At 63.4% G+C, this 21,967-nt stretch carries 17 protein-coding genes; 6 read left to right on the top strand and 11 right to left on the bottom strand.

Annotation, left to right across the window (positions count from 1 at the left end):
• Nucleotides 1–503 precede the first annotated feature (503 nt).
• On the top strand, nt 504–2,474 hold the full coding sequence (locus O7B34_RS28685) for a M23 family metallopeptidase (protein WP_337138902.1): 1,971 nt from the start codon (nt 504–506) through the stop codon (nt 2,472–2,474).
• Nucleotide 2,475: 1 nt separating this feature from the next.
• On the opposite strand, the gene O7B34_RS28680 is transcribed toward O7B34_RS28685, so the two are convergent.
• Nucleotides 2,476–4,029 (bottom strand): MFS transporter, encoded by a 1,554-nt coding sequence (locus O7B34_RS28680; RefSeq protein WP_337149166.1) that lies wholly within the window; start codon nt 4,027–4,029, stop codon nt 2,476–2,478.
• Between the two features lie 152 nt (nt 4,030–4,181).
• On the opposite strand from O7B34_RS28680, the gene O7B34_RS28675 reads away from it, so the two are divergent.
• A complete protein-coding gene (locus O7B34_RS28675) occupies nt 4,182–4,460 on the top strand; it encodes a TMEM175 family protein (RefSeq protein ID WP_337149165.1) in 279 nt (92 codons plus the stop codon).
• A 29-nt stretch (nt 4,461–4,489) separates the two neighbouring features.
• Entirely contained in the window at nt 4,490–4,813 is a 324-nt protein-coding gene (locus tag O7B34_RS28670; RefSeq protein ID WP_337149164.1) for a hypothetical protein, read from the top strand.
• Nucleotides 4,814–4,957: 144 nt separating this feature from the next.
• Here the strand turns inward: O7B34_RS28670 and O7B34_RS28665 are convergent, their stop codons facing one another.
• The 8 genes from O7B34_RS28665 to O7B34_RS28630 form a co-directional block, all read right to left on the bottom strand.
• Nucleotides 4,958–6,442: a L,D-transpeptidase family protein gene (locus O7B34_RS28665; RefSeq protein WP_337149163.1), complete on the bottom strand. Its 1,485-nt coding sequence runs from the start codon at nt 6,440–6,442 to the stop codon at nt 4,958–4,960.
• Nucleotides 6,443–6,592: 150 nt separating this feature from the next.
• Nucleotides 6,593–6,958 (bottom strand): MmcQ/YjbR family DNA-binding protein, encoded by a 366-nt coding sequence (locus O7B34_RS28660; RefSeq protein ID WP_337149174.1) that lies wholly within the window; start codon nt 6,956–6,958, stop codon nt 6,593–6,595.
• A 140-nt stretch (nt 6,959–7,098) separates the two neighbouring features.
• The gene (clpB, locus tag O7B34_RS28655) at nt 7,099–9,705 is read right to left on the bottom strand and encodes an ATP-dependent chaperone ClpB (RefSeq protein WP_337149162.1); all 2,607 of its coding nucleotides are present in this window, start codon (nt 9,703–9,705) and stop codon (nt 7,099–7,101) included.
• A gap of 219 nt (nt 9,706–9,924) precedes the next feature.
• The gene (locus tag O7B34_RS28650) at nt 9,925–10,932 is read right to left on the bottom strand and encodes a DUF4167 domain-containing protein (RefSeq protein ID WP_337149161.1); all 1,008 of its coding nucleotides are present in this window, start codon (nt 10,930–10,932) and stop codon (nt 9,925–9,927) included.
• Nucleotides 10,933–11,234: 302 nt separating this feature from the next.
• A complete protein-coding gene (gene prmC / locus O7B34_RS28645) occupies nt 11,235–12,113 on the bottom strand; it encodes a peptide chain release factor N(5)-glutamine methyltransferase (RefSeq protein ID WP_337149160.1) in 879 nt (292 codons plus the stop codon).
• Nucleotides 12,106–13,185 (bottom strand): peptide chain release factor 1, encoded by a 1,080-nt coding sequence (prfA, locus tag O7B34_RS28640; protein WP_337149159.1) that lies wholly within the window; start codon nt 13,183–13,185, stop codon nt 12,106–12,108. Before prfA ends, prmC begins: the two co-directional genes overlap by 8 nt.
• 10 nt (nt 13,186–13,195) lie before the next feature.
• The gene (ptsP, locus tag O7B34_RS28635) at nt 13,196–15,466 is read right to left on the bottom strand and encodes a phosphoenolpyruvate--protein phosphotransferase (RefSeq protein ID WP_337138909.1); all 2,271 of its coding nucleotides are present in this window, start codon (nt 15,464–15,466) and stop codon (nt 13,196–13,198) included.
• A gap of 82 nt (nt 15,467–15,548) precedes the next feature.
• Complete coding sequence (locus O7B34_RS28630; RefSeq protein WP_015315600.1) at nt 15,549–16,802, bottom strand: aspartate kinase; 1,254 nt, start codon at nt 16,800–16,802, stop codon at nt 15,549–15,551.
• 242 nt (nt 16,803–17,044) lie between these two features.
• Here O7B34_RS28630 and O7B34_RS28625 point away from each other — a divergent pair, with 242 nt between their 5' ends.
• Nucleotides 17,045–18,883 (top strand): CHASE3 domain-containing protein, encoded by a 1,839-nt coding sequence (locus O7B34_RS28625; RefSeq protein WP_337149173.1) that lies wholly within the window; start codon nt 17,045–17,047, stop codon nt 18,881–18,883.
• Nucleotides 18,884–18,901: 18 nt separating this feature from the next.
• Here O7B34_RS28625 and O7B34_RS28620 read toward each other — a convergent pair whose 3' ends face one another.
• The gene (locus tag O7B34_RS28620) at nt 18,902–19,471 is read right to left on the bottom strand and encodes a putative glycolipid-binding domain-containing protein (RefSeq protein ID WP_337149158.1); all 570 of its coding nucleotides are present in this window, start codon (nt 19,469–19,471) and stop codon (nt 18,902–18,904) included.
• A gap of 185 nt (nt 19,472–19,656) precedes the next feature.
• Between O7B34_RS28620 and ubiG the strand changes: the two genes are divergently transcribed.
• Nucleotides 19,657–20,406, top strand: a complete 750-nt coding sequence (ubiG, locus tag O7B34_RS28615; protein WP_337149157.1) for a bifunctional 2-polyprenyl-6-hydroxyphenol methylase/3-demethylubiquinol 3-O-methyltransferase UbiG — start codon at nt 19,657–19,659, stop codon at nt 20,404–20,406.
• An 83-nt stretch (nt 20,407–20,489) separates the two neighbouring features.
• On the opposite strand, the gene O7B34_RS28610 is transcribed toward ubiG, so the two are convergent.
• Nucleotides 20,490–21,380 (bottom strand): DMT family transporter, encoded by an 891-nt coding sequence (locus tag O7B34_RS28610; protein WP_337149171.1) that lies wholly within the window; start codon nt 21,378–21,380, stop codon nt 20,490–20,492.
• Between the two features lie 97 nt (nt 21,381–21,477).
• Here O7B34_RS28610 and O7B34_RS28605 point away from each other — a divergent pair, with 97 nt between their 5' ends.
• Nucleotides 21,478–21,963: a MarR family winged helix-turn-helix transcriptional regulator gene (locus tag O7B34_RS28605; RefSeq protein ID WP_337149156.1), complete on the top strand. Its 486-nt coding sequence runs from the start codon at nt 21,478–21,480 to the stop codon at nt 21,961–21,963.
• The last annotated feature ends 4 nt before the right edge of the window (nt 21,964–21,967 follow it).

Genomic DNA, 21,967 nt, shown 5'->3' with positions numbered 1-21,967 from the left:
TCTTGAATTTCGTCGAGGGCAGTCTTAGAAGCAAACTTCTTCGTCGCCAGCGGCGCACCGCCCTCGTTCGTGAGGCGTATATAGTCGCCACCCCGACAAACTGTCAACACCGATCTCAGATGTTTTTGAACTTTTTACGACAGAAATTTCGGCCGGGCCTTGTCGATAGCCGACTGCCGCAGGGGAACAGGGGATAACAGGAGGAGGAGGCCACGAAGGAGCCCTATTGCCGCCGCATTGCCGTTCGACACCAAGGCCAAACAAAGAGGCGCGAGCACAGCCGTGCAATGGCCTCTTTTACGAGCCTCGTAAGGAAGCGCGCGGCAAGCCTTATAGATGAAGGCACGCCGCCCGCTTTTCACAGTGCTCTATAAGAGAAGTGCACGAGGGGAATTCGACCGGGGCCTGAGGCTTCGTTGACTTAACCTGCCGTGACAGGCAAATGTCATGGCCACAACAAAAGCGACAAGCCGTTCCGCCCGGGGAAGAAGCAGCCTTTCTGGATGCCAGATACGGAAGATGTCATAGCCGAACTCGGCAATGAGCCGCCGCTTATCGCGGACGGCCGCAGCGGCCCGCCCGATCGGCGTGAGGTTTCTGCGCGCTGGCTGTCGGGAACATTTCTCACTGGCGTGACCTCGAGCGTGCTGATGGGCGTCGCGCTGTTTGCCGCCCTCGACGGGCGCCAGCAGCTGGCGACACCACCCGAGATCGCGGAACTAATCGGACTTGCCAGCAATGGCGATTCCGGCGAAGTGGCCAAGACCACCAGGCTGGTGGCGCCGCGCCAGATTGCCAAGGCCAAGGACCGTCGTCGCATGGAAGTGTCGATGGTCACCAAGGTGGGCGACCGCGACGTCATCCACACCATGCCTTTCGTGCAGATCAAGATGGCACTCGCCGCCGGCCACACGACCAGCCGGGCCTACCCGCCTTTCGACCCGATGCAAGTGTTCGGCGACGACGGCGACGATGCATCGGCGCAGCCGGCGACGGCCTCGGCCGCTTCCGGCCAGATCTACGGCGCCAAGGTCGAAAGCGAAATGAGCCTCAAGACGGTCGATTTCCCGATCGAGACGGCTTCCTTCGACGAAAAGAGCGACCTGTCAGCCGACGAAGTTGAAAAGGTGGTACGCGAAGCCGGCACCGACCTCAGCGACGGCGCCGTGCAGGTGGCTTCACTCCATTATGTCGATCCGCAGCGATTCGGCGAAGCCTTTGCCGAGAGCATGGCCGGCTCCTATGACGTGAAGATCGTGCCGGAAAACGTCTCGGTGTCGCCGCGTGCGAACGCTGACGACCAGGCGCCGGCTTTCGCCGAGGAAATCATCCCCTTCACCAAGGACACCGACCTCACCGAGGCCTTTGCCGATTCGGGCTATACGGGCGACGATGCCACCGGCATGGCCGAAGCGATCGCCAAGCTGCTCAACGCCCCGGCGCTCAAGGCAGGAACCGTGCTGCGCGTCGGTCTCGAGGTTCACGGCGATGCCGCCAAGGTCGTGCGCACCAGCGTCTACGACAAGACCACGCATATCGTCACCATCGCGCTCGACGATCGCGGCCAGTACGTGCCGGCGCAGGAGCCGGAGCCCAATCCCGAATTGTTGACGGCATTCGACGATTCATCGGCGCCGGTGGTGGTGCGCGGCAATCTGCCCAACGTCTATGACGGCATCTACCGCACCGCCTATTCCTATGGCATGTCCAAGGCGATGACCCAGCGGCTGATCAAGCTGCTGGCGTCTGGCGTCGACTTCCAGTCGCGACTCAATCCGTCGGATCGCCTCGAAGTGCTGTTCTCGCAGCCTGATGGCGACGACCAGACGTCGGACAATTCCGAGCTTCTCTATGTCTCGGCAACCTTTGGCGGCACGACGCGCAATTTCTACCGCTTCCAGATGCAGGACGGCAGCACCGACTATTTCGACCAGGATGGATCGAGCGCCCAGCAGTTTCTACTGCGCAACCCACTGCCCAACGGGAGATTCACCTCCGGCTTTGGTGCGCGCAAGCATCCTATCCTAGGCTATGTCCGCATGCACACAGGCACCGATTGGGCTGCCCCGATCGGATCGCCGATCATCGCCGCCGGCAATGGCGTCGTCGAGAAGGCGGGCTGGGCCGGCGGCTATGGCAAGCAGATCATCCTGCGCCATGCCAACGGCTACGAGACCTCCTACAATCACCAGAGCGCCTTTGCCAAAGGTATTGAGCCGGGCGTTCGGGTTCGCCAGGGCCAGGTCATTGGTTATCTCGGCCAGACCGGTCTCTCCACCGGTCCGCATCTGCACTACGAGTTGATCGTCAACGGCACCAAGGTCGATTCGATGCGCGTGCGTCTGCCGGTCGGCAAGGTGCTGAAGGGCGATGATCTCGTCGCCTTCAAGCGCGAACGCGAGCGCATCGACGATCTGCTGAAACAGGAAGACGGCAATTCGCTGAAGGTCGCCAGCGCCAAGATCGAAGGCTGAGTCAGTCGCGCGAATTCTCCGTTTGCGCCGGCCAGGGCGACGCTTGCCCAGGCACCGTAATCCAGGCGACGATCGCCGACAGCAGGCAAAGGAGCGCCGTGACCACGGCAACCGCCGCAAAAGCCGAATCGCCGGCGGCAACCCTTATTGCATTGATACCCGCTGCAAGCCCGGCCGGCGGCGGCTCGCCGAAACCGGGGATTCCGGACGCGTGGCCCACGCCCAGCGCATAAACCCAAGCGGCGAGCGAGCCCATCGCCGCCACCGCGATCAGGCCGCCGACGCGCGAGACGGCGTTGTTGATGCCGGACGCGGCACCCGTATCCTTATCCTCGACCGAAGTCATGATCGCTGTCGACAGCGGCGACACGACCAGCGCCATGCCAAGCCCCATCACCGCCATAAGCGGAAAGGTGCCGGTCCAGAAATTGTGGATGCCGGCATAGGTAAGCAGCGCAAGGCCGGCAAAAGCGATGGCGACGACGAGACTGCCGGCGGCGATCGGAAAGCGGGGGCCGATCCGGTCCGACCACTGCCCGATCGGCCCTGACAGCAGCGCGATCAAAGCCGACAGCGGTAGGAAGATGAAACCGACCTCGGCCGAACTCAGCCCCCAGCCGGCGATCAAGAGCATCGGCAGGTAGAACAAATTGGCCGACAGCGCAAAATAGAGGAAGAAGGTCGCCAGGTTGGCGCCGGCGAAAGCCTTGACGCGAAACAGGCTGAGATCGATCATCGGCTCGCGCTGCCAGCGCTCGTAGAGGATGAAGACGACAAGCAGCACCACGCCGGCAACGATCGCCGGGCCCGACATCAGCCCGCCCCCCTCGGCGCTCATCGCCGTCAGCCCGTAGGCCAGCGATCCGAAGGCCAGTGTCGCGAGCCCTGCGCCGCCGAGATCCAGGCTGCGCTTTTCGGCTGGCTGGTCCGCCGGGATCTTGGCCAACAGCAGATAGATCGAAACCAGCCCGAGCGGCAGATTGATGGCGAAGATGGCGCGCCAGACGCCGTTTCCGAAGGTCGAAAGCACGAAACCGCCCAGCACCGGGCCAAGCGCCGTCGTCAGCGCCGAGGCCGCCGCCCAGATGCCGATCGCGCGGCCGCGTTCCTTCTTCGGATAGGCCTTGGCGATGATGGCGAGACTGCCTGGCACCATGATCGCGGCACCGATGCCCTGGAGAGCGCGAAACGCGATCAGCACGACAGCGTTCGGCGCCAGCGCACAGGCAAGCGAGGTGGCGACGAACAGGCCAATGCCGGCCACGAACGCACGGCGCAGCCCGAACCGGTCGCCCGCGGCACCGCCGGCGAGGATCAGCGCCGAGAGCGTCAGCGCGTAGGCATTGGAAATCCACTGCGCTTCCGCCAGGCTGGCGCCAAGATCGGCGCGCAATGCCGGCATGGCGATCGCCAGGATGGAACCGTCGATGAAGCCGAGCGCCGAAGCCAGTATAGCCGCGATCAGCACGTACCTGCGCTGCGACTGCGGACAGAACGTACCGTTCGCGACCGGAGCGGTCAGCTGAACGGCGGCGGCTTCATTGGGCGAATGCATGCCACCCTAATTAGACCGCCGACGCGCCGGCAACAACCAGCCAGAAGCTTGTTGTCCTTGAAACCAGCCATATTGCTAGGGATCGCATCTGCCCCGATGCAAACCGCCGCAGTCATGCTAGATTTCCCAAGAGCCGCAGGCGGGAGAAATCGATGAAGCGTCCACTCGAAGCATCGGTTGAGGGGCGCGGCCGTATCGTCGGTATCACCGATGGCGTGTTCGCCATCGCACTCACCCTGATCGTGCTCGAGATCAGGGTGCCGGTACATGAGGCCATCCATTCCGAACACGATCTTCTCGTCGCCGTCGCTGCATTGGCGCCCCGCTTCCTCACCTATGCCTTGAGTTTCCTGACCCTGACCATCTTCTGGTTCGGCCAGCAGGCGCAGCATGGTTTGATCGCCAATCCGACAGACGGCTGGCCACGCTGAACCTCTGCTTTCTCGCCTTCATCGCGCTCTTGCCGTTCTCAACCGACCTTCTGGCCGACTTCCTCGAGTTCAGGACCGCGGTGCTGGTTTACTGGCTCAACCTGTTGATGCTCGGCATCACGCTGTTCGCCAGCTGGCGTTATGCGGAGAAGAGCGGCTTTGTCGCGGAGGATGTCGATGCGCAAACGAAGCGCACCGTCTACCTGCGCATCGTCAAGGCGCAGATCCTGTGGGCTGTCGGTGCCGCACTTTGCCTGATCACCCCGCTGCTGAGCGTCGGCTTCATTCTGGTGATGCAGTTGATCTATGCGGCAACGCCGAATGTGAAGTGGGTGCGCAGGATCATTGGTTGAAATTTGGCGAAGCTGACTTGGGATGCGTTGAGATTCAGGTCAGGCCGAGTCGAAAATGGTTGATACCGAGAACCGGAGCGGAGCGTATTTTCGGGTACGTGGACACCGGAAGTGCGGCCGGCATCACCTGACTATCGACATACCCTATTCGACGAACTCCACCGGCACGCCCGGCGAGACCAGCTTGGCGAGCTCCCGTGCATCCCAATTGGTCAACCGCACGCAGCCATGGCTTTCGGTCTTGCCGATCTTCGACGGCTCCGGCGTGCCGTGGATACCGTAGGTCGGCTTGTCCAGGGCGATCCACACCGATCCGACCGGACCATTGGGCCCAGGCGGAATGGTCAGGATCTTGTTGTTCTCGCCCTGTTTGAAGTTGATGTTGGGATTGTAGGTGTAGTTCGGATCGAGCGCGACACGCGACACGGCATGGATGCCGGTCGGGGACGGCGTGTCCGACGAGCCGATGGTGGCGGGATAGGCCGCGACCAGCTTGCCCGACGCGTCATAGGCGAAGACTTCCTTCTTGCCCTTGTCGGCAACGATGCGGGCAACCGGCGTCGAGACCAGTCTGCCGAAATTCGCGACCTTGACGATCGTGCCGGGACGATTGAAGTTGGCGTCCGGATTGAGCGCCTTGAGATAGTTCTCGTCCATGTGGAAGCGCTCGGCCAGCGCCTCGGTCACTGACGTATAGCCCATGCGGTCGAGCTGCGCCTTCTGGCTGTAGTCTTCCGGGATGGAGGCGACATAGGGACCGGCTGCGTCCTCCGCCGTGATGGTATAGTTGGCGAACGCGTCGCCGCCGGATTGCGAGAGTGCTGACTGGATGCCGACCGCATCGGTCGATTTGAGGCTGCTGCCGTTGATCTGGTTGTAGGCCGCCAGCGCCTTGTCGACATTCGAACCGAAGCGCCCGTCGATGACGCCCGGCGAAGCCCCACCCCGGTCGAGCAGCACCTGCAGTGCTGCCACATCCTGGCGTGCGCCCAGTGAAAGCGACGGATCGACCGACGTCTTGCCGCCAGCATTTGGCGGCAGTGCCGCCTGGTCGGAGGGCGCCGCCTCTTCCGTCGGGACTGTCGGCTGGACGGGGTTTATCGACGCCTCGTTCAGCGGTTGGCGCTGGATGGTGTTCGGCTGCGGCGCATCAGGATAATTGTTGTCGTAACTGCCGTCGTCCTGCGGCGCCGGCGGATAGGCATCGACGGAATTGTTGTTGTCGGGATCATATTCGTCGGCTGGCGGCGGGATGACCCGTCCTTCCTCTTCCAGCTGCTTGCGGCGGAAGCGGGCCATGTCCTGGGGATCGTCGAGATAGTAGCGGTCGTCGTCGGCGGGGGCACGGCCTAGTTGACGCAGCCTTGTTTCGCGGCGTAGCGCGCGTCGGTCAAGCCGTGTCTGCGGCGGCTGGATGGCGATCACCTTGCCGGTATCCGCATCGACGATGACGCGATTGCCCCTGGCATCGTAATAAATATCGAGATTGCCGTCCTGGGCGAGCAGAATGCCGCCGCTCCCGGCCGCGCGGACAGGCTGGGCTGCGCCGTCCCGCGTCGGCGCCGCGAACGCGTTGGAAAACACCAGTCCCGCAACAAGCGCCGAAAGGGTGAAGATAGTGCGCAGCATCGTGGCGAAACTCTCCGGTCCGTATGTGCCGCCGCCCGGCATTGTCCAGTTCGGCGAACCCCTTCGCCAGCAAACCAGTTACCCACCATATGGTTCCGATATGAACCGGGCATGAAGATGGCGGTTTTCCGGCGCCTAGAGGAATATTGGCTAGCCTGCGCCAAGCCCCAATTCCTTGCGCGCCTGCTTCGTCAGCTTCAGGGCAACCAGGCGGTGGCTCTCGCGCAGATAATCCTTCAGCGCACCATCATCCATGCTCTGGCTTGTCTGACGCTGGATCCATTTCATGCCGCGCGAGGCCAGATAGGGTGCGGGCCGCAGGCCCGGCTGCTCCTTGAGCACGTCATAGGCGATGTCGGAACATTTGAAGGTGACGAAGAGCTGCTGGCCCTGATCCCAGCCACCGATCGCAAACACCTTGGTCCCGACCTTCCAAACATGGGCGCCGCCCCATTGCACCACGTGGTTCGTTGCAGGCTGCGAGGCGCAGAAGCCGTTGTAATCGTCCAGCGTCAATCCTGCCCCCCACTTCTCATAGAAAACGCCGCGCATCCGGAATGGACGCGCGGCACTCCAAAGCGCGGCGCGCTTCAGATCTTTGTCTTGTGCATGTCGTTGTCCCAAAAGCGAGGTCACTTTTGGGCGACATGCATCGATCAGGCGGCCGCCTCGGCCGCCACGATCGTCGGCTTGGAGCGGAAATTCAGCCGGTCGGAACCGGCTGTGACCTTGACCGTCGAGCCGTCCAGGATCTCGCCGAGCAGGATCTTTTCCGCCAACGGATCCTGCAGTTCCTTCTGCATCACCCGCTTCAGTGGCCTCGCACCATAAGCGGGGTCGTAACCCTTGGCGGCCAGCCACTCGATCGCCTCGGGATCCAGCGACAGCGTGACCTTGCGATCGGTCAGCAGGCTCTCCAGCCGCTTGAGCTGGATCTCGACGATACGATCCATGTCCTTGCGGCGCAGCCGGTGGAACAGGATCACCTCGTCGACGCGATTGAGGAACTCCGGCCGGAACGATGCCCTGACCACGCCCATCACTTCGTCTCGCACGGCATCGACATCCTGGTCCTCGCCGAGATTGACCAGATATTCGGCGCCGAGATTGGATGTCATGATGATCAGCGTGTTGCGGAAATCGACGGTGCGGCCCTGCCCGTCGGTGAGCCGGCCGTCATCGAGCACCTGCAACAGAACGTTGAACACATCGGGATGGGCCTTTTCGATCTCGTCGAACAGCACGACCTGATAGGGCCGGCGCCGCACCGCTTCGGTCAGCGCGCCGCCTTCCTCATAGCCGACATAGCCGGGAGGCGCGCCGATCAGCCGGGCGACGGAGTGCTTCTCCATGTACTCGGACATGTCGAGGCGCACCAGCGCCGTCTCATCGTCGAACAGGAAGTTGGCCAAAGCCTTGGTGAGCTCCGTTTTGCCGACGCCGGTCGGGCCAAGGAACATGAACGAGCCGATCGGCCGGTTCGGATCCTGCAGGCCCGCACGCGCGCGCCGCACCGCCTTGGAAACCGCCTGCACCGCCTCGCCCTGGCCGACGACACGCTTGCCGATCTCGTCTTCCATGCGCAACAGCTTGTCGCGCTCGCCCTGCAGCATCTTGTCGACCGGAATGCCGGTCCAGCGCGACACGATATGGGCGACGTGGTCGGGCGTGACCACTTCCTCGACCATGCCGGCCTTGCCGTCCTGGGCCTCGGCCTCCTTCAGCTTCTTTTCCAGTTCGGGGATCTTGCCATAGGCAAGCTCCCCGGCGCGCTGGAACTCACCCTTGCGCTGGGCAATGGCAAGGTCGTTGCGCGCCTCGTCGAGCTGCTTCTTCAGGTCGGCGGCAAGCCCAAGCTTCTGCTTCTCGGCCTGCCACTTCGAAGTAATCTCGGTCGATTCCTCCTCCAGGCCGACAAGTTCCTTTTCCAGCCGGGCGAGCCGGTCCTTCGAGGCTTCGTCCGTCTCGACCTTCAGCGCTTCCCGCTCGATCTTGAGCTGCATGATGCGGCGGTCGATCTCATCCAGCGCCTCAGGCTTGGAATCGACCTGCATCCTGAGCCGCGAGGCGGCTTCGTCGACGAGGTCGATCGCCTTGTCAGGCAGGAAGCGGTCGGCAATGTAGCGGTTGGACAGCGTCGCCGCCGCCACCAGCGCCGAATCGGAGATACGCACCTTGTGGTGCTGCTCATATTTCTCCTTCAGGCCGCGCAGGATCGAGACCGTGTCCTCCACCGTCGGCTCGTCGACGAAGACCGGCTGGAAGCGGCGGGCGAGTGCGGCATCCTTCTCGACATGCTTCCTGTATTCATCGAGCGTGGTGGCGCCGACGCAGTGCAGTTCGCCGCGCGCCAGGGCCGGTTTCAGAAGGTTCGACGCATCCATGGCGCCGTCCGCCTTGCCGGCGCCGACCAGAGTGTGCATCTCGTCGATGAACAGGATGATGTTGCCACTTGCCGAGGTGACTTCGGAGAGCACGGCCTTCAGCCGCTCCTCGAACTCGCCGCGATATTTGGCGCCAGCGATCAATGCGCCCATGTCGAGCGCCATCAGCTGCTTGTCCTTCAGCGATTCCGGCACGTCGCCATTGACGATACGCAGCGCCAGGCCTTCGGCGATTGCCGTCTTGCCGACGCCCGGCTCGCCGATCAGCACCGGGTTGTTCTTGGTGCGGCGCGACAGCACCTGGATGGTGCGGCGGATCTCGTCGTCGCGGCCGATGACCGGATCGAGCTTGCCCGCGCGTGCGTCCGCAGTGAGGTCGCGCGCATATTTCTTCAGCGCGTCATAGCCTTGTTCGGCACTCGCCGAATCGGCGGTGCGGCCCTTGCGGACGTCGTTGATGACCTGGTTCAGCGCCTGTGCGGTGACACCGGCCTTGGCCAGGATTTCGGCCGTTTTTGCCGATTTTTCCATGGCAAGCGCCTGCAGCAGCCGCTCGACGGTGACAAAGCTGTCACCGGCCTTCTTGGCCAGGTCCTCGGCGGTCGAGAACACCTTGGCCAGCGGCTGCGCCAGATAGAGCTGGCCATTGCCACCCTCCACCTTGGGCATCGCCTCGAGCGCCGTCTCGACGCCGAGCTTGACGTCGCGGACATTGCCGCCGGCACGCTCGATCAGCGACGCGGCCAGGCCCTCGTCATCGTCGACGAGGACTTTCAGAATGTGTTCGGGAGTGAATTGCTGGTGGTTCCGGGAGAGCGCCATCGTCTGCGCGGACTGGATAAAGCCGCGCACGCGCTCGGAGTATTTCTCGAGGTTCATATTTGTCTCCTTCCATCACCGGCCCGCTTTGCGGCACCGGATCAGATTGCGGTGACGGACCCGCCCATTCGAGCCGGATCCTGTTCAGGCCAGATATGGTGCACGGACCCTGGCCCCTCAAGACGTCGCGACATGGCAGGTGCATAATATTCCACGTCAGCCCAAACGAAAACGGCGGAGATTTCTCTCCGCCGTCCAGTGCCTCGAAATGCCGTTCGCTCAATTGTCGATGTCGGAAACCACGGGTTCGGCACTGCCGCTGTCGACCGGAGCCGCCGCTGTCTCGCCCGCAGCCCCATTTTCGCTGCCGCTCTCGACTTGATCGGCATTGGTGCGCGGACGGCGCGGACGCCGTGGGCGGCGGGCAGCACCGCTCTCGGCGGCCGCCTCATTGAGTTCGGCCTGGGCGGCCAGACCTGCCGGTGAAAAATTCTCGAACCGTGGAGCCGGCTCGGCTGCCGCGACAGTCTCGGACGGCGAAGCGGGCTCTGCCTGAACTTCTGTCTGCCCCGAGGCCTCGTTGCGCTGCTGCTGGCCGCCTTGTTCGGCTGAAGAAGCATAATCGCGCTGGCCGCTCTGGCCGTAGCCGCCGTTAGGGCGGCGATCGCGATGACGCCCGCCACTGTTGTCGCGGCCGCTATTGTTGCGCCCGCCACTGTCGCGGTTGTCACGACCGCTTTCCCGGTTCAGCGCAACTTCCGCTGGCATGCCCTCGATCACTGGCTGAGGGCCGGCGCCATGGTTGACCACCGGAATTTGCGCATCGGAACCGGCATTGCCGCTGCTATTGCCCGCCCCGCTATTGCCTGCCCCGCTATTGCCTGCCCCGCTGTTGACGGCCCCGCTGTTGACGGCATTGTCAAACTCGTCGCGATCCTCATCGCCGTCCTCGTCGAACTCGTCGCGCGACTGCTGGACGTTCTGGATCGGCATCTGCGCCTGCGCGGCGGCGATGATGCGGTTGTAGTGTTCGGCGTGCTGGAGATAGTTCTCCGCCATCACCCGGTCGCCGGAGCTGTGCGCGTCACGGGCAAGGGTGGCGTATTTTTCGGCGATCTGCTGAGCCGATCCACGGATTTTCACGTCCGGGCCGTTGCTCTCGTAATTGCGCGTTAGCGGATTCGGGCCCTTGCGGTTGTTGTTATTGTTATTGTTATTGTTGTTCCCACCGCCGCCGCCATTGTTGTTGCGACCGCGCATGCGCCTGTTCTGCTGTTGTGGCCTCATTCGACTCTCTTCATCTTGAAATTTTCGAAAAACTCTTCACGAACGGAGGCGCTCATGCAGCCAACCGTTTCGTTTCTTCACCGGCGTTCGCCCGCATCGATTGCGTTGGCGCCACGTGTCATCCTGTTCCGGTTACATCACTTGCCGGACGATTCCCGCACGAAGCTTGGGCGTCGTTTGCGCAAGAAGGCAGCTATTTCCAAGGAAACCGAATCGCTAAGAGCACTGCCTGCTTCGTCTCATCCGGTAAGGCGACCCTAGCCGCATTCCCCGGTATTGCCAAGCGCTTTTTTTGCACTGCGTCAAGGCGTTGCCCGTTGAAAAACAAGAACCCTGTCGTTTCCGCCGAGATCGCCAAACACCTCGCCGCCCGTGTAACCGGCCGCGCGAAATATATCGTTGACGTCGTTGCTTTGTGTGTGGCCGATCTCGACCGCAATCCTGCCTTCGGCTTCCAGAAACCTTGCCGCCTCGGCGGCGATGATCCTGTAGGGGTTCAGCCCATCCACGCCGCCATCCAAGGCAACACGCGGATCGAAATCGCGGACTTCGTCCTGCAGATTTCCAATCTCTCGAGTTGGTATATAGGGAGGGTTTGCGGCAATTACATGGTACCGGCCGGAAACTTTTTCGAACCAGTCCGACTGAACCGTCGTGAACCGGCCGCCGAGCCCGAATTGCCCGGCATTGCGGGCTGCCATTGCCAGCGCGCCGGCGGAAATGTCGACACCGGTGGCGGTCGCGGCCGGCACGACGCTCAGCAGCGCCAGGGCGATCGCGCCGGTCCCGGTGCCGAGATCGAGGATGCGGCATGCCCCCTCCCGCGCGACCATCGCCTTGACGAAAGGCAGCACCGCCTCGACCAGCGTTTCGGTGTCCGGCCGCGGCTCCAGCGTCTCCGGCGACAGCGACAGGCGCAAACCGTAGAATTCGCGATAGCCGAGGATGCGATGCACCGGTTCGCCACCAGCTCGCCGTCTCAGGGCGCCGTCGATCGCGGCGATGGCGTCGCCGTCGATCTTGCGCCCGGGGTCGGCAATGGCCTGGGTGCGCGTCGTGCCGGAATAGTGCTCGACGATCAGCCGCGCATCGAGCGCGGGATCATCGATACCGGCTGCGGCAAGCCGGGTCCGCGCTTCCCGCAGCAGCGGCCCCAGCGCCTCGGGCAGATGGTCAGCCATCGAGGCCGATATCGGCCAGCAGCTTCGACTGGTGATCGGCAATCAGCGCGTCGACGATTTCGTCGAGTTCACCCATCATCACCCGGTCGAGCTTGTAGAGCGTCAGGTTGATGCGATGGTCGGTGACGCGGCCTTGTGGAAAATTATAGGTGCGGATGCGCTCCGAGCGGTCGCCCGAACCGACCTGCGACTTGCGCGATTCGGAACGCTCCTCGTCCGCCTTGCTGCGCTCCATGTCGTAGAGCCGGGCGCGCAGGATCTGCATGGCCTTGGCCCGGTTCTGGTGCTGCGACTTCTCCGCCTGCACCACCATGATGCCGGTCGGCAAATGGGTGATGCGGACCGCGGAATCGGTGGTGTTGACGTGCTGGCCGCCGGAGCCGGAGGCGCGCATCGTGTCGATGCGGATGTCTTCGGCCCTGATGTCGATGTCGACCTCTTCCGCTTCCGGCAGCACGGCGACGGTGGCGGCGGACGTGTGGATGCGCCCGCTGGCCTCGGTTGCCGGCACACGCTGGACGCGATGCACCCCGGACTCGAATTTCAGATGGGCGAACACCCCCTTGCCTGAGATCGTGGCGATGATTTCCTTGAAGCCGCCTGCATCGCCGTCGCTCGCCGATACCGTTTCGAACCGCCAGCCGCGTTCGGCGGCGTAGCGCTCATACATGCGAAACAGGTCGCCGGCGAAGAGTGCTGCCTCATCGCCACCGGTGCCGGCGCGAATTTCGAGGATGGCGTTCTTGTCGTCGGCGGCATCCCTGGGCAGGAGCAGGATCTGGATGTCCTTCTGCAGCGCCTCGATGCGCTCCTCGACGCCGGGCAGATCGGCTTCGGCGAGCGCCCGCATCTCGGCGTCGGTGCCTTTATCGGCGAGCATCGCTTCGAGATCGGCCTGCTCATGCTCGGCCGAGCGCAATTCCCTGACCTTGGCCACCATCTCCTGCAACTCGGCATATTCGGATGCCATCTTCACATAGGCATCCGGCGCCGGTCCGGCCGACATCTGCGCTTCGAGCATCTCGAAACGCTTGACGACTTGATCCATACGATCGCGGGGCAAATTGATCATGATGAGGGTGCTACAACGGGATCGAGCGGTCGTCGGCGAAGGCCTGCAGCAGCGCCCGCATCGGCAGCCCTTGCGCCGGCGCCATCAGATTGTCTTCGAAGAAAGCCTCCAACTCCTCCAGCGGCAGCTCCGTCAGCATCGCCTTGACCGGACCGATCGAGGCTGGCGACATCGAGATCGAGCGGAAACCAAGCCCGATCAGCGCCATCGCCGAAATCGGCTTGCCGGCGAGTTCACCGCACAGGGTGACGGGCGTATGATTGCGGACGCCGGCGTCGGCGATCTGCTTGAGCACGCGCAGGAACGGCGCCGACAACGTATCGAAGCGGTTGGCCAGTTGCGTGTTGCCGCGGTCGACCGCCATGACGAACTGGAAAAGATCGTTCGACCCGACCGAGACGAAGTCGACCGCCTTCATCAGTTCGTCGAGCTGGAACAGAAGCGACGGCACTTCCAGCATGGCGCCCAGTTTGAGACTGGTCGGCAGGTGGTGGGCGAAGCGTGAGAGATGCCGCACCTCGCGGTCAATGATTTCGCGCGCCTGGGCGATTTCGCCAAGCTCGGTCACCATCGGCAGCATCAGCTTGAGCTCGCGCCCGCCGCTGGCCTTGAGCAAGGCGCGGATCTGTGTGCGCAGCAAGCCCGGCCGGTCGAGCGTCAGGCGGATTGCCCGCCAGCCGAGCGCCGGATTCTCTTCCTGGATCGCGCCCTTGAAGTAGGGCAGCACCTTGTCGCCACCAATGTCGATGGTGCGGAAGGTGACCGGCTTGCCGCGTGCGGCCTCGAGCACGTCGCGATAGAGCTTTTCCTGGGCTTCGGCGCGTGGAAAGGTCGAGGCGACCATGAACTGCAGTTCCGTGCGAAACAGGCCAATGCCGGCAGCGCCCGCCTCCGCCAACTGCGGCAGGTCGACGGCAAGCCCGGCATTCATCAGCAGGTCGACCTGGACACCGTCCCTGGTCGTCGATGGCTTCTTGCGCAGCTCGCGGTAGACCTCCTGCCGGCGCGCCCGGAACCGTACTTTTTCGGCATAGGCGGCTTCGAGATCGGATTGCGGCCGCAGATGGATCGCGCCTTCCTCGCCGTCGACGATGATGGCATCGCCGTTTTCCGCCATGGAAACGGCGCCCTTCATCTGGCCGGCGACGGGAATGCCCATGGCGCGCGCGACGATGACGACATGACTGGTCGCCGCGCCATCCTCGAGCACCAGGCCACGCAGCTTGTCGCGGGGATAGTCGAGCAGTTCAGCGGCGCCCATCGAGCGGGCGACGATGATGGCGTCCTTCGGCAGCGAGGCCGCGACATCCTCGGGTCCGCGTCCCATCAGCTGGCGCAACAGCCGGTTGGCGAGATCGTCGAAATCGCTCATCCGCTCACGCAGGTAGGGATCGGTCATGTGCAGCATGCGGGCGCGCATGTCGCTCTGCACCTTTTCCACCGCCGCTTCCGCTGTCAGGCCGTTGCGGATCGCCTCTTCCAGCCGCCGGACCCAGCCGCGGTCGTTGGCGAACATGCGGTAGGCTTCCAGCACCTGGCGATGCTCGCCCTCGAAGGCGACATCGCGGCGCTCCAGCATGTCGTCGATCGAGAGCCTGAGCGAACCGAGCGAGGCTTCGAGCCGCCGGACCTCTTCCTCGCTGTCCTCGTTGAACAAATTGGTGACGACGATGCGCGGCTCGTGCAGCACGACATGGCCAAGCCCGACGCCGTCGTTGAAGGACAGGCCGGTGAAGCTCACAGGTCGGCGCAGGTCGAGTTCGAGGCCTGGCCGGGTCAGCCGCGCCAGATCGCCGGTGGCGATCATCTCGGCGATGACCATGGCCGTGGTTTCCAGCGCCTCGACCTCATCGTCGCGGTAGTGGCGCATGGTCTTGTTCTGCACAACCAGGACGCCCAGCGTGCGCCCTGCCCTGAGCACCGGGACGCCGAGGAAGGAATTGTAGATCTCCTCCCCGGTCTCCGGCAGATAGGCGAAGGCCGGGTGTTCCTGCGCGTTGGACAGGTTGAGCGGCCTGGCACTTGCTGCGATCGTGCCGACCAGGCCTTGCCCCAGCCGCAACTGCGCCAGGTGGACGGCGTTCGGGTTCAGACCTTCGGTGGCGTAGAGTTCGAGCACCGAATCGGCGCGCAGCACATAGAGCGAACAGACTTCGGCGACCATGTTGGAGGCGATGTCGCGCACGATCCGGTCAAGCCGCTCCTGCGGCTCCAGCGGCTCCTGCATGAGCTCGCGGAGCCGTTTCAGCAAAACGCGCGGGCCGCTGGCCTGGTCACGCATCGCGGCTTCTTCTCCAATAAACTTCTTGCCGGGCGCAGTTTCCGCCGCGGCCGGCATGCACGCAACAACTGATTCAGTCTTGCTACTGCTTATCCAGACCGTAGACGGAATGCAAAGTGCGAACCGCAAGTTCCGTATACGGACCGTCGATCAGTATCGAAATCTTGATCTCGGAGGTGGTGATGGCGCGGATGTTGATCGCCTTGTCGGCCAGCGCCTTGAAGGCGGTGGCGGCAACACCCGCATGGCTCCTCATGCCGATACCGATGACCGAAACCTTCGACATGCCGGCTTCCGACTGGACGACATCGTAGCCGATCTCGGCTTTCAGCCGGTCGAGCACGGCCAGCGCCTTGTCGACATCGCCCGACGGCACGGTGAAGGTCATGTCGGTCAGCTTGCCGTCCTCGGAGATGTTCTGGACGATCATGTCGACATTGATGTTGGCTTCGGCCAGGGGACCGAAGATGCCGGCGGCGACGCCTGGCCGGTCGCCGACACGGCGCAGTGAAATCTGCGCTTCGTCCTTGGCGTAGGCAATTCCGGTGACGACCTGCTGTTCCACGATCTCTTCCTCGTCGCAAATGAGCGTTCCCGGAGGATTGAGCAAATCCCCCATTCCGGGCGCATCGGGATCGTCGAAGGACGACCGCACGAAGGTACGCACCCTGTGCACCATGGCAAGCTCGACCGAACGCACCTGCAGAACCTTGGCGCCGAGCGAGGCCATTTCAAGCATTTCCTCGAAGGAGATCTTGGCCAGCCGACGCGCCTTGGGCTCGATGCGCGGATCGGTGGTGTAGACCCCGTCGACGTCGGTGTAGATGTCGCAGCGATCGGCCTTGACCGCGGCGGCGATCGCCACGGCGCTGGTGTCGGAGCCGCCGCGGCCAAGCGTGGCGATGCGGTTGTCCGGCCCGATGCCCTGGAAACCGGCGATGACAGCCACCTGCCCTTCGCCGAAGCGCTTGACCAGGAAGGCACCGTCGATGTCGAGAATGCGCGCCGCGCCATGCGCGTTGTCGGTCTTGATCGGGATCTGCCAGCCTTGCCAGGAGCGCGCATGCACGCCCATGTTCTGCAAGGTGATGGCAAGCAGGCCAGCCGTGACCTGTTCGCCGGAAGCGACGACCGCGTCATATTCGCGTGCGTCATGCATCGGCGAGGCTTCGCGCGTCCAGCCGACCAGTTCATTGGTCTTGCCGGCCATCGCCGAAACCACCACCGCCACCTCGTGGCCGGCGTCGACTTCGCGTTTGACGTGACGCGCCACATTGCGGATGCGGGCGATGTCGGCGACGGAGGTTCCGCCGAATTTCATCACGATACGCGCCATGGAAGCGAAATGCCTTTGACTGGAGCCGGCCCGAGGCCGAAAACGGAAGAAAAGCGCCCGGCTGGCGCCGGCCGCTCAATGCGCGGCCTCCTTAACCAAATGAGCAAGGTTTCGCAAGGCTGACGGCGGATTGCGTAACAACAGGGCATATTGCCTTCCAGGCCGGTGCCGCTTACCAAATGCTGCCCGCGGGAATTCCTCTTGGTTCGGCATAACAGATGATTGCTCGTCTTCGGCGCGCCATGCGACTGCAATCGCTCCCGATTATCGCCGGCTTCGCCGCGCTGGCGCTGATCGTCGGCGCCCGTGCCGTGCTCGTCGAGAGCCAGAGGGCCAATCGTGCCGCCGCGCGCGAGACAATCGAATACCAGGAGCAGCTTTCCGGGCTGCTTTCACTGGCGCAAGACGCCGAGAGTGGTCAGCGCGGCTACCTGCTGACAGGTGAAAAATCCTATCTGGAGCCTTATCGGAAGGCCATCGAGGCAATTCCTGGACAACTGGCGCGGATCGAGAGCGCGGCCGCTCCCGACGATCAGATCGTCCAGCAGATCAGCCACATCAAGCAAGCGCTTTCGCAAGAGCAGGCTGTCCTGTCCCAGACGATCGCCCTCTATGATCGAGGCGACGCGGCAAAGGCCCTGCAACTGGTCCGCAGCGGACAGGGCAAGTCAGCCATGGACGAAATCCGCGCCAGCATGGATACGATCCGGCGTATCGGCGCCGCCGCGGTGGCCGCGCGCGACGAGCATACCGATCGGGTCGAGGCCTGGTTGCGCATCGGCTCGCTGGGTGCGTTGCTGGGGATTTTCCTGCTTGGTGTCTACACTATCCGTCAATCCCGCCGCCGCTTCCGCGAGGTGCTCGTCGCCCAGGAAGAGCTGATGCGCAAGAACATCGAGCTCGGCAGTGAGATCCAGACGCGTGAAAATGCCGAATCCCAGATACGCCAGATGCAGAAGATGGAAGCCGTCGGGCAGTTGACCGGTGGGATCGCCCACGACTTCAACAACATGTTGGCGGTCATCCTCAGCGCCATGAACCTTGCCCAGCGCAAGCTGAAGCGGGGCGAACATGACATTGAAAAGCTCGTCGAGGCCGCGACGGACGCGGCCAGCCGTGCGGCCAATCTGACCTCCCGCCTGCTTGCCTTCTCCCGTCTGCAGCCTCTGGCGCCGCAGGTTGTCGACACCAACCGGCTGTTGACCGGCATGTCCGATCTTCTGCGCCGTGCCCTGGGTGAAGGCATCCGCATCGAAACCGTGCTGGCGGGCGGCCTGTGGAAAATCCACGCCGATCCCAACCAGCTCGAGAACGCGATCCTCAATCTGGCCGTCAATGCCCGCGATGCCATGGACAATGACGGCAAGCTGACCATCGAGACCGTCAACAGCCACCTCGACGAGGCCTATGCATCGACGCACGCTGACGTCGCGCCTGGCCAATACGTGATGATCGCGGTTACCGACACCGGGGCGGGCATGTCGCCCGAGATCATCACCAGGGCCTTCGAGCCCTTCTTCACGACCAAGCCGGTCAATAAGGGCACGGGGCTTGGGCTGAGCCAGGTGTTCGGCTTCGTCAAACAGTCGGGCGGCCACGTCAAGATCTACTCCGAGCCCGGCGAAGGCACGACAATCAAGATCTATCTGCCCCGACTTTTCGGACCTGAGGAGCCGGCGGTTCCAGCCGGGCGCGACAAGGGCGCCGCCACGGTCACCGAGACGATCCTCGTCGTCGAGGACGACGCCCGCGTGCGGGCTTCCACGACGGACGTCATGCGCGAACTCGGCTACACCGTCATCCACGCGGCAGGCGGACAGGAGGCCCTTCAGAAGCTCGCCGCGACACCCGGCATCGCCCTGCTTTTCACCGACATCGTCATGCCGGTGATGAACGCCCGCAAGCTCGCCGAGGAAGCGCTCGCGCGCCAGCCCGGGCTGAAAGTCGTCTTCACCACCGGCTTCACAAGAAACGCCGTGGTCCACAACGGCGTGCTCGACCATGACGTGCACTTCCTGGCCAAGCCATTCACCATCGATCAACTGGCAGCGAAGCTGCGCGACGTGCTGGACACGAAATAGGCGGCGCCGGAACTCGCATCATCCTGACCCAGTCCCGCTTGTCCATAGGCCGGGGTAGTCGACAACGAAGCCGTGCGGCGAGACGCCGAGGATTTCGTCATAGCCGAATAAGGGCGCGGCGTAGGCGTAGCGCGTCTCATCAAGACGCCGATAGGTCTGTTCGAGACGCACCAGTTCCAGTCTGGGAAAGGTCAGGTAAGCAGCCGGAGCGGGCGTCGTTGCGCCGATGCCAAGATCGAACCGGCGGATCGCAAGCAGATTCGACGCGGGCGTGAAACCGAGGTCAACGTCGATAAGACCGGTCACATCATGCTGCGGTTCGCCGTTCAGCATCCACCGGCCGTCGGAATCCCGTTCGATCGCGTGGTGCAGCCTGTTTCCGCCCAGAAAGCCGTCGACGCGCGCCGACTGGGTACGCCAACCGGTATCGCAGTCTACCCGATAGGCAAGGCAGCATGGCTTGTCGTCCTGGATGAAGATGGCCTGCCCCTCGAGGCTGTGACCGCTATCGGTCAGCGAAAGCAGGCATCCGTCATGCCCTTCGAGGTCAAGCCTCCGCCAAAGGATCGAAACCGGCGTCGCTGTCATCGCTCACTCACTCCTCTGGTTCAAAACGATGCTTCTCATTCGTCCGCGAGGCCGATCGTGTTTCATGGCGATGCTCGGCAGCTGACATGGCCTGACATGGAGCGCCGCGATGTCAGCAGGGGAAAATGTTGCCTTGACATTCGATGCCTCACGCCCGACTTCCTAGCGTCCGAGGAGACCGACCGATGCCTGAGCCCCGACGATCGACGATCGATGCCGGAGAAGTGGAACGCTTTTCCGCCCTTGCCGCCGAATGGTGGAACCCGAACGGCAAGTTTCGTCCGCTGCACAAATTCAACCCAATCCGGCTTTCCTATATCCGCGACCAGATCGCGGCGCGCTTCGGCCGCGATCCGCGCGCGGCGCGGCCGTTCGAGGGCCTGCGTATCCTCGACATCGGCTGCGGCGGCGGTCTTTTGTGCGAGCCGATGGCGCGGCTCGGTGCCGAGGTGGTCGGAGCGGACGCCTCCGAAACAAACATAGAAGTGGCGAAACTGCATGCCGCCGAAGGCAATGTGAGCATCGACTATCGCGCCACGACGGCAGAAGATCTCGCCGAGGCCGGCGAGAAATTCGATGTCATCCTCAACATGGAAGTGGTCGAACATGTCGCCGACATCGACCTGTTCGTCGCCAAATGCGGCGAGATGGTCAAGCCCGGCGGTATCATGTTCGTGGCCACCATCAACCGCACGCTGAAGGCGCTCGGCCTGGCCATCATCGGCGCCGAATATGTGTTGCGCTGGCTGCCGCGCGGTACCCATCAGTTCGGCAAGCTGGTGCGCCCGGAAGAGCTGGAAAAGGCGCTTGGCGGCGCCGGCCTGACCATCATCGACCGCACCGGCGTCACCTACAATCCGCTTGCCGACCGCTGGTCGCGTTCGAAGGACATGGACGTCAACTACATGGTGCTGGCGGAAAAGGGATCGGTCTGAACGGCCAATCCTCAGCCGCGCCGATACCCATAGCCCGAGCCCGGTGGCGACGCCGGCGACAATGCGAAATAAGCCCGAACCCGTCAGGCTTTCTGGCTTTGCGCCCTGGTGGTGATGAACACGCCGGCGGTGATGATGACGGCGCCGATCCAGGTCAGCAGCTGATAGTGTTCGCCAAGGAAGATCGTACCGGCAAACAGCCCGACGGCCGCCGCGACATAGCCGATCTGGCTGAGATAGACCGGACCGCCCACCGCCTGCAGCCGGAAGAAGAAAGCAAACATCGCCGATGCCGAGGCCATCTGCGCCACCACGGTGAGCGGCACGGTGCCGAGCTGGATGAAGGCCTTGCCGCCAAGCAAGATCAGGATGCCGACGAGCAGCATCGTCGCTGACGCCAGATGGCTGCCGACCGCGAGTTCGATAGGACCGGTTCCTTCCGGCCAGTCGATGGTGCGGTAGATGTTGCCGGCAGCGAGACTGACAGGAATGAGCAGGCCCAGGACGACCCAGAAGATTTCGGCCGCCTGGCCGGCCTCGCCGCGCGTCACCGCTACCATGACCGCGCCGACGAAGCCGACGGCGATGCCGATGATGCCCAGCATGTTGGGGCGCCGCACACCGAGCAGGATTGAAAACACCAGCGTGATGACCGGCGACAGCGTGAACATGATGCCGGTGTAGCCGGCGCCCAGATGCGGAATGGCCGAAAACATCAGGAGATTGGGGACGGCATAAGACACCGCGGCGGTGACGAAGAAATAGCGCAGTTTGTGCCCGGTGAGCCGGATGCGCTGGCCGCGCAGCAGCAATACGACGAGAAGCACACCGCCGGCGCCGAGCGAGATGACGAAGGCCCAGACCATGGCCGGCACGCCGGCCGCCGTGGCGAGCTTGCCGAAAGGCAGCGTCAGGCCAAGCAGGCCGCCGGTGACGACCAGCAGGCCGAGCGCCGAATCCCAGAGAAGCTTCATCATCGAGCCCTGTCGCGTGCGGCCCTTGGCCGGCATTACATCTTCGGGTAAGATAGCGGAAAGATTCTTAGCGTCAAGATACATTACGGTGAGATAGATGGACCGTGCAGGGAAAGCCATCGAGCAATGGCAGCGGGAACGACCGGACCTAGACGTGTCGCCGATGGCGGTGATCGGGCGCTTGAATGAGGTCTCCTCGCTGATCGCGCGCGAGCGCCTTGCGCCGCTCTTTGCCCGCTTCGGACTGCAGGCGGGAGAGTTCGATGTGCTGGCGACGCTGCGCCGCTCAGGCTCGCCTTACGCGCTGACCCCGACAGCGCTTTACGAGGCGACGATGGTGACCTCCGGCGCCATGACCAACAGGCTGGATCGGCTTGAAACATCCGGATTGATCCAGCGCGCGCCACACCCCAACGACCGGCGCGGCATCGTCGTGCGGTTGACCGAAAAGGGGCTCGCCTTGATCGACGAAGCTGTTGCCGCCCACGTGGCCAATGAGCACCAGATCCTGTCCGGCCTGACACAGACCGAACGAGAAACACTTTCGCGTCTGCTGGAAAAACTGATCGGCAGCGTAAGCTAATCGC

Origin of the sequence: Mesorhizobium sp. Cs1299R1N3, assembly GCF_037179625.1 — a bacterium.
GTDB classification, from domain to species: Bacteria; Pseudomonadota; Alphaproteobacteria; order Rhizobiales; family Rhizobiaceae; genus Mesorhizobium; species Mesorhizobium salmacidum.
The sequence above is the reverse complement of the archived record's forward strand: the minus strand, read 5'-3'. Positions and strand labels throughout refer to the sequence as shown.

Coding starts and splice junctions, on each gene's coding strand:
- O7B34_RS28685 (WP_337138902.1), top strand. CDS start 504: ATGCCAGATACGGAAGATGTCATAGCCGAACTCGGCAATGAGCCGCCG.
- O7B34_RS28680 (WP_337149166.1), bottom strand. CDS start 4,029: ATGCATTCGCCCAATGAAGCCGCCGCCGTTCAGCTGACCGCTCCGGTC.
- O7B34_RS28675 (WP_337149165.1), top strand. CDS start 4,182: ATGAAGCGTCCACTCGAAGCATCGGTTGAGGGGCGCGGCCGTATCGTC.
- O7B34_RS28665 (WP_337149163.1), bottom strand. CDS start 6,442: ATGCTGCGCACTATCTTCACCCTTTCGGCGCTTGTTGCGGGACTGGTG.
- clpB (WP_337149162.1), bottom strand. CDS start 9,705: ATGAACCTCGAGAAATACTCCGAGCGCGTGCGCGGCTTTATCCAGTCC.
- O7B34_RS28650 (WP_337149161.1), bottom strand. CDS start 10,932: ATGAGGCCACAACAGCAGAACAGGCGCATGCGCGGTCGCAACAACAAT.
- prmC (WP_337149160.1), bottom strand. CDS start 12,113: ATGGCTGACCATCTGCCCGAGGCGCTGGGGCCGCTGCTGCGGGAAGCG.
- prfA (WP_337149159.1), bottom strand. CDS start 13,185: ATGATCAATTTGCCCCGCGATCGTATGGATCAAGTCGTCAAGCGTTTC.
- ptsP (WP_337138909.1), bottom strand. CDS start 15,466: ATGCGTGACCAGGCCAGCGGCCCGCGCGTTTTGCTGAAACGGCTCCGC.
- O7B34_RS28630 (WP_015315600.1), bottom strand. CDS start 16,802: ATGGCGCGTATCGTGATGAAATTCGGCGGAACCTCCGTCGCCGACATC.
- O7B34_RS28625 (WP_337149173.1), top strand. CDS start 17,045: ATGCGACTGCAATCGCTCCCGATTATCGCCGGCTTCGCCGCGCTGGCG.
- O7B34_RS28620 (WP_337149158.1), bottom strand. CDS start 19,471: ATGACAGCGACGCCGGTTTCGATCCTTTGGCGGAGGCTTGACCTCGAA.
- ubiG (WP_337149157.1), top strand. CDS start 19,657: ATGCCTGAGCCCCGACGATCGACGATCGATGCCGGAGAAGTGGAACGC.
- O7B34_RS28610 (WP_337149171.1), bottom strand. CDS start 21,380: ATGAAGCTTCTCTGGGATTCGGCGCTCGGCCTGCTGGTCGTCACCGGC.
- O7B34_RS28605 (WP_337149156.1), top strand. CDS start 21,478: ATGGACCGTGCAGGGAAAGCCATCGAGCAATGGCAGCGGGAACGACCG.